General features: G+C 62.9%; 9 protein-coding genes. 5 read left to right on the forward strand and 4 right to left on the reverse strand.

The window, feature by feature from the left end:
* A partial coding sequence (locus tag EN884_RS16760; protein ID WP_128360638.1) for a response regulator occupies positions 1–1,110 on the forward strand: 1,110 nt, incomplete at its 5' end.
* An 18-nt stretch (positions 1,111–1,128) separates the two neighbouring features.
* Here EN884_RS16760 and EN884_RS16765 read toward each other — a convergent pair.
* From EN884_RS16765 to EN884_RS16780, 4 genes are all read right to left on the reverse strand, one after another.
* A complete protein-coding gene (locus tag EN884_RS16765) occupies positions 1,129–1,944 on the reverse strand; it encodes a Stf0 family sulfotransferase (RefSeq protein ID WP_082826558.1) in 816 nt (271 codons plus the stop codon).
* A gap of 87 nt (positions 1,945–2,031) precedes the next feature.
* Positions 2,032–2,886 carry a lytic transglycosylase domain-containing protein gene (locus tag EN884_RS16770; protein ID WP_063169169.1) on the reverse strand — a complete coding sequence of 285 codons (855 nt, stop codon included), beginning with the start codon at positions 2,884–2,886 and terminating at the stop codon, positions 2,032–2,034.
* Between the two features lie 5 nt (positions 2,887–2,891).
* On the reverse strand, positions 2,892–4,145 hold the full coding sequence (gene ispG / locus EN884_RS16775) for a flavodoxin-dependent (E)-4-hydroxy-3-methylbut-2-enyl-diphosphate synthase (RefSeq protein WP_024502967.1): 1,254 nt from the start codon (positions 4,143–4,145) through the stop codon (positions 2,892–2,894).
* A 334-nt stretch (positions 4,146–4,479) separates the two neighbouring features.
* Positions 4,480–4,659 (reverse strand): YdcH family protein, encoded by a 180-nt coding sequence (locus EN884_RS16780; protein WP_013529217.1) that lies wholly within the window; start codon positions 4,657–4,659, stop codon positions 4,480–4,482.
* Positions 4,660–4,898: 239 nt separating this feature from the next.
* Here EN884_RS16780 and EN884_RS16785 point away from each other — a divergent pair, with 239 nt between their 5' ends.
* The 4 genes from EN884_RS16785 to EN884_RS16800 all read left to right on the forward strand — a co-directional run.
* Positions 4,899–5,102, forward strand: coding sequence for a DUF465 domain-containing protein (locus EN884_RS16785; protein WP_013529216.1), 204 nt, complete (start codon positions 4,899–4,901; stop codon positions 5,100–5,102).
* Between the two features lie 364 nt (positions 5,103–5,466).
* Positions 5,467–6,456, forward strand: a complete 990-nt coding sequence (locus EN884_RS16790; RefSeq protein WP_063170351.1) for a TIM barrel protein — start codon at positions 5,467–5,469, stop codon at positions 6,454–6,456.
* 41 nt (positions 6,457–6,497) lie between these two features.
* Positions 6,498–7,550 carry a substrate-binding domain-containing protein gene (locus EN884_RS16795; protein WP_024502965.1) on the forward strand — a complete coding sequence of 351 codons (1,053 nt, stop codon included), beginning with the start codon at positions 6,498–6,500 and terminating at the stop codon, positions 7,548–7,550.
* Positions 7,551–7,618: 68 nt separating this feature from the next.
* The coding region (locus tag EN884_RS16800) for an ATP-binding cassette domain-containing protein (RefSeq protein WP_164895025.1) at positions 7,619–8,052 on the forward strand (434 nt) is incomplete at its 3' end.

Below are 8,052 nucleotides of genomic sequence, written 5' to 3' on the forward strand. Positions count from 1 at the left end.
GTCGACGGCTCGTCCACCCGCCGTCACGAGGGCACGGGGCTGGGCTTGGCCATCGCAGCACGCCTCGTCGACCTGATGGCAGGCAAGATCGGCGTCGAGAGCGAGATCGGCCGCGGCTCGGTGTTCTGGTTCGCGGTGCCGCTGCCCGCGCATCAGGCCGCGGCGCGCGACGAGATCGTGCCGGTCGACGTCACCGGCGCGCGCGTGCTGGTCATCGATGACAATCCGGTCAACCGCGAAATCCTGCTCGAGCAGCTCAGAAGCTGGAGCTTCGACTGTGCCGCCGCCGAAAGCGGCGCCGTCGGCCTGGCCTTCCTCGATCGCGCCTTTCAGTTGGGCGCCGCCGTCGACTGCATCATCCTCGACTACCAGATGCCCGGCATGAACGGCGCCGACGTCGCCAGGGCAATTGCTTCCGACAGCCGGCTGTCCTCCATCCCGGTGGTGTTGCTGACCTCGGTCGACCAGGTCGATTTCGGCAAGATGATCATCGACTTCGGCATTGCCGCGCATTTGACGAAGCCGGCGCGCTCTGCGGTCCTGCTCGGCACCGTTATTTCGGTCGTGCAGAAGGCCCGTTCGCAGGTCGGCAAGGCGCAGTTTGTCCGCGAACCGATCGTCCAGGCTCCCCCGGCAGCGCCGCCTGCCTTTACCGTCATCCGCGGCCCGGCGCTGCCAGTCGCGGCAGCACCGGAATCGACAACCACGCCGAACGGACCGATCGACATCCTGATTGCCGAGGACAACGACGTGAACCAGCTGGTCTTCGGCCAGATCCTCAATGGCTTGGGCTTGAGCTACCGCATCGCCGGCAACGGCCGCACGGCGGTCGAGATGTACCGGGCGCTGCGCCCCAAGCTGATCCTGATGGACGTCTCGATGCCGGAGATGAATGGCTACGAAGCGACCCGCGCGATCCGGGCCATGGAGACCTCGACGGGCACCCACATTCCGATCATCGGCGTCACCGCGCATGCGCTGAAGGGCGATCGCGACAAGTGCATCGAATCGGGCATGGACGACTATCTGCCGAAGCCCGTTTCGCCCGACCGACTGGGCACCAAGATCGGCACCTGGCTCAGCGAGACCGTGGTGGCCAAGACGGCCTAGCCTGCCTCCATCGATGCATCAGGCGGCTGCGTCGAGGCGATAGCGGCGCATCCAGTCGAGGCTGGTGTCGTCGGAGAGCTTTGCGACGCCGGGCCTTACATCTTCGGCGTCTGGTGCTTGGACATCCAAGACTTCACAGATGCCTAGCAACGTCGCCGCCGGATTGCTCGAAAGGCGCTCGTAGCCAACCCGAAGCGGGGTTATGCCTTGCTCAGCGAACCAAATGTTCCATGCCGCATCATAGGTCTCGAGTACCTCGACCTCACGCCTGATCCGCTCGAAATCATATTGGGGCTCTTTCGGCGGTGCGACCCTTTCGATCTCGGTGCCGTCGGGAGCGATATGCCAAAGACCGGTCTGCTCTGCCTTGATCAGGGAGACAGCCTGCGCAAGCTTGTCCTCCCGCGAGAGGTGTATGTAGAGAACATTGCCGAATGCTCTTTCGAACCGTGCTCTGTCGGATGACAGTTTTGGGAAAATCCGGCCGAGGATCGCCGAAAGCTCATCCAGATTTTCGCGCATCAAGCGGAGACCGAAGAGGCCGGTCCCACCCTTGCCAGCGGCGATCGTAGCATTGAGGTAAGCGGCATCGAATTCGCGCTCGCTCATCGCGGCGCGATCGAGCAGCTTCCACTCTTCGGCCCACTCCACCACGTCCTGGCGCCGATAAAACGAATGTGGATCGCCGGCGGTCTTGGTGGACGCCAGGAGCTTGCACAGCAGCGTGCTTCCGGTCCTCGGTGTGCCGCAGATAATGTATCCATCGAACATGTTGTGCCCACGCGGCTTGTCAAAGGCAGGGGCTGTCGCTCCTGGTAAGATGACCGCCGCCATAGCTGAAATCCTTGGTGGATGCGACGTCACGGCTGTCGCTTTCTAAATGCCTCTCTCAGACAAAATACCCTGCCGGCAGGGGTCAAATCACCGGTTGCGCACCACCACGCATGCCCCACCGATGCTTTGCAATTTCTGGCAGATGACGTTTGCATCGGCGCGGTGGTCGACACCGATCCTGACCGCATAGATACCCCGCCGGCCGATCGGCGTGCGCACCCGGCTGACCACTGGATCGTGCCCGTTGAGCAGGGCCGGGAACCGGCTCCTTATCCTGAGCCACTGGTTGATCGCGGCACTGCGGCGGAAATTGCCGGCCACCTGGATGCCCCACGGCTTTACGTTGATCGAGGCCATCGCCACGGTCCGCGACATGATCACCGGCAGTTTTCGGCAAGCGACGGCAAAATCCGCCTTAGCGTCGAGCGGTTCGACCCTTCCGGCATAGGCTCGGTCGGTGAACTTGTCGGCTGGTTCGCCCATGATGTCGAAGACATAGCTTTCGGTTTCCATCGGCAGGAAACCGCCGGAACTGAGCCAGCGCGACACCCGGCTCTCGCCGGCATTGTAGGCGGCGGCCGCCAGGCCGAGATTGCCGTAGCCGGTTTTCATTTCGGCGAGATATTTCGCCGAAGCCGGGATCGCCTGATTGATGTCGAAGGAATTGGCAAGCCCGCGCATCTTGGCGGTTCCCGGCATGAACTGGGCAATGCCTTCGGCGCCGACGGGACTGACGGCGTTGGGATCGAAACGGCTCTCCTTCCAGATCAGCCGGGCGAAGAAATCCCTGGGCAAACCATTCTGGTCGGCATGCGCCTGGATCAGGTTGCAGACCTTGTCGATAAGCCGTTGCTTGGCGGATTGCGGCGGATCGGCCTGAGCCAGTGTCGACCAGACTAGCCCACACAGCAGGACCAGCGTCGCCCACAGGAAACGCTGCATTTGACCTACTCTGCCGCGGCCTTGCCGCCGCGACCGAACCGCTGTTCGATATAGTCGGCGACCATTTTCTCGAAATCCGCCGCGATCGACGGTCCGCGCAGCGTCGCCGCCTTCTTGCCGTCGACGAAGACAGGCGCCGTCGGCGTCTCGCCGGTGCCGGGCAGCGAAATGCCGATATCGGCATGCTTGGACTCGCCCGGGCCGTTGACGATGCAACCCATCACCGCGACCTTGAGGTTCTCGACGCCGGGATATTTGTCGCGCCACACCGGCATGTTCTTCCTGAGATCTGCCTGGATGTTCTGAGCGAGCTCCTGGAACACGGTCGAGGTCGTGCGGCCGCAGCCGGGACACGCGGCGACGATCGGCACGAACTGCCTGAACCCCATCGTCTGCAGCAATTCCTGCGAAACCTGCACCTCGCGCGTGCGGTCGCCATTCGGCTCCGGCGTCAGCGAGATGCGGATGGTGTCGCCGATGCCTTGCTGCAGCAGGATGCCCATGGCGGCCGACGAAGCGACGATGCCTTTCGAGCCCATGCCGGCTTCAGTCAGGCCGAGATGCAGTGCATGGTTGGAGCGGGTGGCGAGCTCGGCATAGACGGCAATCAGGTCCTGCACGCCGCTGACCTTGGCCGACAGGATGATTTTCTCGCGGCCAAGGCCGATCTCTTCCGCCATCTCGGCCGAGAGAATGGCCGACTGCACGATCGCCTCGCGCATCACCTCTTGCGCCGTCAGCGGAAAACCCTTGTCCTGGTTGTCGTCCATCAGCCGGGTCAAAAGCTCCTGGTCGAGCGAGCCCCAGTTGACACCGATGCGCACCGGCTTGTCATGCCTGATCGCCATCTCGACGATGTCGGCGAACTGCCGGTCCTTCTTGTCCTTGAAGCCGACATTGCCGGGGTTGATCCGATATTTGGCCAGCGCCTCGGCGCAGGCCGGGTGATCGGCCAAGAGCTTGTGGCCGATATAGTGGAAATCGCCGACCAGCGGCACGTTGATGCCAAGCCGCTGAAGCCGCTCATGAATGCGCGGTACGGCGGCGGCACTCTCGTCGCGATCGACGGTGATGCGCACGATCTCGGAGCCGGCCCGGTGCAGTGCTGCGACCTGCGCGACGGTCTGGTCGATATCGGCCGTGTCGGTGTTGGTCATCGATTGGACGACAACGGGCGCGCCGCCGCCGACGACCACGCCGCCGACATCGACGCCGACCGAGGTGCGGCGGGGGAAAGGAGAGGAAAAATATCCGGTCATGCCGGCAGCCTTTTGTCTCTGGAGCATCTTGTGTCCTGCATGGGCGCACAACGACGCCCCGGGCCGATGCGCTGAGGTCCGGGCATGAGGTGGAGGAGCAAAGATGGCTTGTCAATGGCGACAGGTCGCCACTGGCCCGAATCGGCACGTCGCCAACGACCAAAAACAATCGATGATCTGGCGAAACGGGCGACGGCCGAAGCGGATATTAAGCCGGGTGCAAGTCCAGCTTCGGCTGACAGACCGTGCTGGGAAATCAAACCTCTCCACGCCGGCGGCGGGGAGCCGCCGGGAAAAGAGGCCGCGGATACCGCGCGGCTATGTCAGGAGGGCATCAATGCGTGGTCGGTTTTCCTCTTAGTTTTTCAATCTCGTCCTTGAGTGCCAGCTTGCGTCGCTTAAGATTCACGATTTCGAGGTCGTCGACCGATGGATGATTCATCGCGTCATCGATTTCACGTTCGATGTCGCCGTGTTTCCGCTGCAACTCATCAAGATGGGATGCAAGAGACATGATTGGTTCTCCCTTTCATGGTTTTCCTCGATTGCAACCGTCACGGCGCGTCCACCGCAGGTTCGCTTCTGTGACGGCACGGTGACAGTGTGTCACCTTCCGCGGGCGATGTCGAATGATCCGTGGTAGCATTCCACGACACTGTGAAATGTGATATGGGCTGCACGCCGGTGACAAAACACCCGGCCCCGCCCAATCAGGCCCAGCTTTGGGCGCCGCAGACGTGCAGACGGTAGAGAATGTCCGATCAGGAACAGGCCGATATTCGCCTCGAATTTTCCCGCCTGAAGCAGGAACACGCCGATTTCGATGCAGCCATCAACGCGATGATCGCCATGGCCTGCGATCCGCTGCAGATCCAGCGCATGAAGAAGAAGAAGCTGTTCCTCAAGGACCGGCTGATGGCGCTGGAAGACAAGATCATTCCCGACATCATTGCGTGAACGATGTGATGTGCTGACGCTGATCGAGCGCCAGGCAGCGGCGATCTGCATCTCCCTGCGCGGTCGTGTGACGGTGCCTTTGGCCGGTCAATCGTTGGGCTCTTTTTCGCCGGTGCACTAGCCGCGACGGCGCGTCCTGCCGGGCGATCTCGCACATGGAGCACCTCGAACTCGACGGCTTCGTCGCACGCTCTCGGTCAGTGATCCCACCGTTCTGACGGATTGTCCGGCGACGCCGCTGGGAAACCTGCGCCTTCGCGCGGCTCAGCCCCGGCCGTCGACACAGCTCACCGCCCGCCCCTCAAAACAATAACTTTACAAATATTTGTATTTATGTGAAGTCATGACGATTGAAGGATCGACCATGACAGCCACTCGTTTCGCCACGCGCCTGAATTCCTTTGCCTCGCGGCCGCAGGCCGAATGGCCTGATCTTACCGGCAAGCCGTCGCTGCTGCAGATGGCGGCGCGCGCCGCCAAGGTCGGCGGGCTTACCGATCTCGACCTCAACTTTCCCGACCATGTCAGTGAAAAGCCTGCGGAAATCGCCCTCAAACTCGGCGATCTCGGGCTTTCCATCAATGGCTTTGCCATGCGCTACTACTCCAACCCCGCCTTCAAGCTCGGCGCATTCACCAATCCGGATCCGGCGGTGCGCCGCGAGGCCATCGACCTGACCAAAGCCGGCATCGATGCCGTGCGTGAGGCCGGCGCCAGCCTGATGACGCTGTGGCTCGGCCAGGATGGCTTCGACTACGCCTTCCAGGCCGACTATGTGACGCTTTGGCAACACGAAATCGATGGGATTCGTGAAGTAGCCGCGCATGATCCCGACTGTCAGATCAGCCTTGAGTACAAACCGAACGAACCACGCTCCTACAGCCTGATGCCGGATGCGGCGACGACCTTGCTGGCGATCCGCGATGTCGGCCTGCCCAATCTGGGCGTCACCCTCGATTTCGCCCATGTGCTCTATGCCGACGAACAGCCGGCCTTTGCCGCGGCCCTGGTGGCGCGCCACAGCAAGCTGCTCGGCGTGCATCTGAACGACGGCTACGCCAAGCGCGACGACGGCCTGATGGTCGGCGCGGTGCACACGCTGCAGACCATCGAGTTGCTCAGGCAGATTCGCCGCGACGGTTACGCCGGCGCCATCTATTTCGACACGTTCCCCGACATGACCGGGCTCGATCCGGTGCGCGAGTGCGAAGTCAACATCGCCACCGTCAAGCGCATGCTGCGCGTCGTCGACCGGCTGGGGCAGGACAATCGCCTGTCCGCCGCCATGGACAGCCAGGATGCGGTGACGTCGCAGGCCATCATCCAGGAAATCATGCTCGGGCCGGATAGCTGAGGCATGCGCACCATTATCGTTTTCAACAAGGGAGGAATACAATGAAACTTCTGCTTGCCACGGCTACCGCCGCACTGATGGCGCTGTCGATCGGCTCTGCCTTTTCGGCCGACCTCGCGCCGCTCAATTCCGACACGGAAAAGGACCGCATCGACTGGTCGCAGGTCGAGGCCAAATTCGGCGCGTTCCCCAAGCTGCCCGAAGGCACCAAGGCAGGCGCCGTCTCCAAGACGCTGACCAATGAATACTGGCGCTCGCTGGGCGAGGGCTACACGGCATTCGGCGCCAAGGTCGGCGTTCCCGTCGTCTATCAGGCAGCGCAAAGCGAGGGCGACCAGCTCGGCCAGCTCACCATCGCCGAAGGCCTGGTGACGCAGGGCTACAACGTGCTGCTCGTCTCGCCGCAGACGGATGCCAATCTGCAGCCGATCATGGAGCAAGCCAAGGCCGCCAACGTGCCGGTGGTCAACGTCAATGACGCCGTGATCCCGCAGGCCGAACATTATGTCGGCAATGTCCAGCGCGACAATGGCGTGCGCGTCGCCAAATGGTTCATCAAGAACCGTCCGGATGGCGGCAAGGTCGCCATCGTCGAAGGCCAGGCTGGCGTCTATGCCGCCGTGCAGCGCACCGACGGCTTCAAGTCGACCATCACCGAGGCAGGCAAGTTCGAGGTCGTCGCCAGCGTTCCCGGCAACTGGGACCGCCAGACCTCCTATGATGCGGCCACCAACATCCTGCAGCAGCACCCCGACCTGATCGGCTTTTATGCCAACAATGACGGCATGGCGCTCGGCATCGTCGAGGCAGTCAAGGCCGCCGGCCTGCAGGACAAGGTTGCGGTCTTCGGCACCGACGGCATTTCCGACGCCTATGCCTCCATACGGGCCGGCGAACTGACCGGCACGGTCGACAGTTTCCCGGTGCTGACCGGCGAAGTGGCGTTGGAAACTGCTCTGCGTCTCGTCGCGGGACAGAAGCTGCCCCGCGTCGTCGCCACGCCCCAGGCACTGATCACCAAGGACAATGCCGACCGCTATTCCGGCGCCGGCGCGCGCAAGGCACTGCTCGAGGACGCGGCTGCGGGCCAGTAAGGCCAATCGGCGAGTGCCGGCCAGAGCAATTCGCTCCCGCCGGCACCGTTGCCCGGAGATAGAACCCAATGTCACCCCGGCTGCAATTCCAGGGCATTTCCAAGCTGTTTCCGGCCGTGCGGGCGCTTGACGGCGTGTCGTTCTCGGTAGGTGCCGGTGAAATCCACGGCCTGCTCGGCGAAAATGGCGCCGGCAAGTCGACGCTGCTGCGCATCCTGTCTGGCGTCCACACGCCGACAGCGGGAAGCGTCCTCATCGACGGCAAGCCGGTTACACTCGCCAACCCGGTCGCCGCACGCGCTGCGGGCGTCGCCATGATCCATCAGGAATTGCAGCAGGTACCACGCCTTAGCGTCGCCCAGAACATGTTCCTAGGCCATCCGCTGACGCGCGGCGCCATCTTCGTCGCCCGGCGCGAACAGGAGCGCCGTGCTGCGGAGGCTCTTGCGGCCATCGATCCCTCCATCGATCCGGCTGCACCCCTCGGTACCCTGAAGGTGGC

It is taken from the genome of Mesorhizobium sp. M7A.F.Ca.AU.001.01.1.1 (assembly GCF_004022735.1).
Lineage (GTDB): Bacteria > Pseudomonadota > Alphaproteobacteria > Rhizobiales > Rhizobiaceae > Mesorhizobium > Mesorhizobium ciceri.

Excerpts from the sequence above, each read along its gene's own strand:
- EN884_RS16765 (WP_082826558.1), bottom strand. The coding sequence starts at position 1,944 with ATGGCGGCGGTCATCTTACCAGGAGCGACAGCCCCTGCCTTTGACAAG.
- EN884_RS16770 (WP_063169169.1), bottom strand. The coding sequence starts at position 2,886 with ATGCAGCGTTTCCTGTGGGCGACGCTGGTCCTGCTGTGTGGGCTAGTC.
- ispG (WP_024502967.1), bottom strand. The coding sequence starts at position 4,145 with ATGACCGGATATTTTTCCTCTCCTTTCCCCCGCCGCACCTCGGTCGGC.
- EN884_RS16780 (WP_013529217.1), bottom strand. The coding sequence starts at position 4,659 with ATGTCTCTTGCATCCCATCTTGATGAGTTGCAGCGGAAACACGGCGAC.
- EN884_RS16785 (WP_013529216.1), top strand. The coding sequence starts at position 4,899 with ATGTCCGATCAGGAACAGGCCGATATTCGCCTCGAATTTTCCCGCCTG.
- EN884_RS16790 (WP_063170351.1), top strand. The coding sequence starts at position 5,467 with ATGACAGCCACTCGTTTCGCCACGCGCCTGAATTCCTTTGCCTCGCGG.
- EN884_RS16795 (WP_024502965.1), top strand. The coding sequence starts at position 6,498 with ATGAAACTTCTGCTTGCCACGGCTACCGCCGCACTGATGGCGCTGTCG.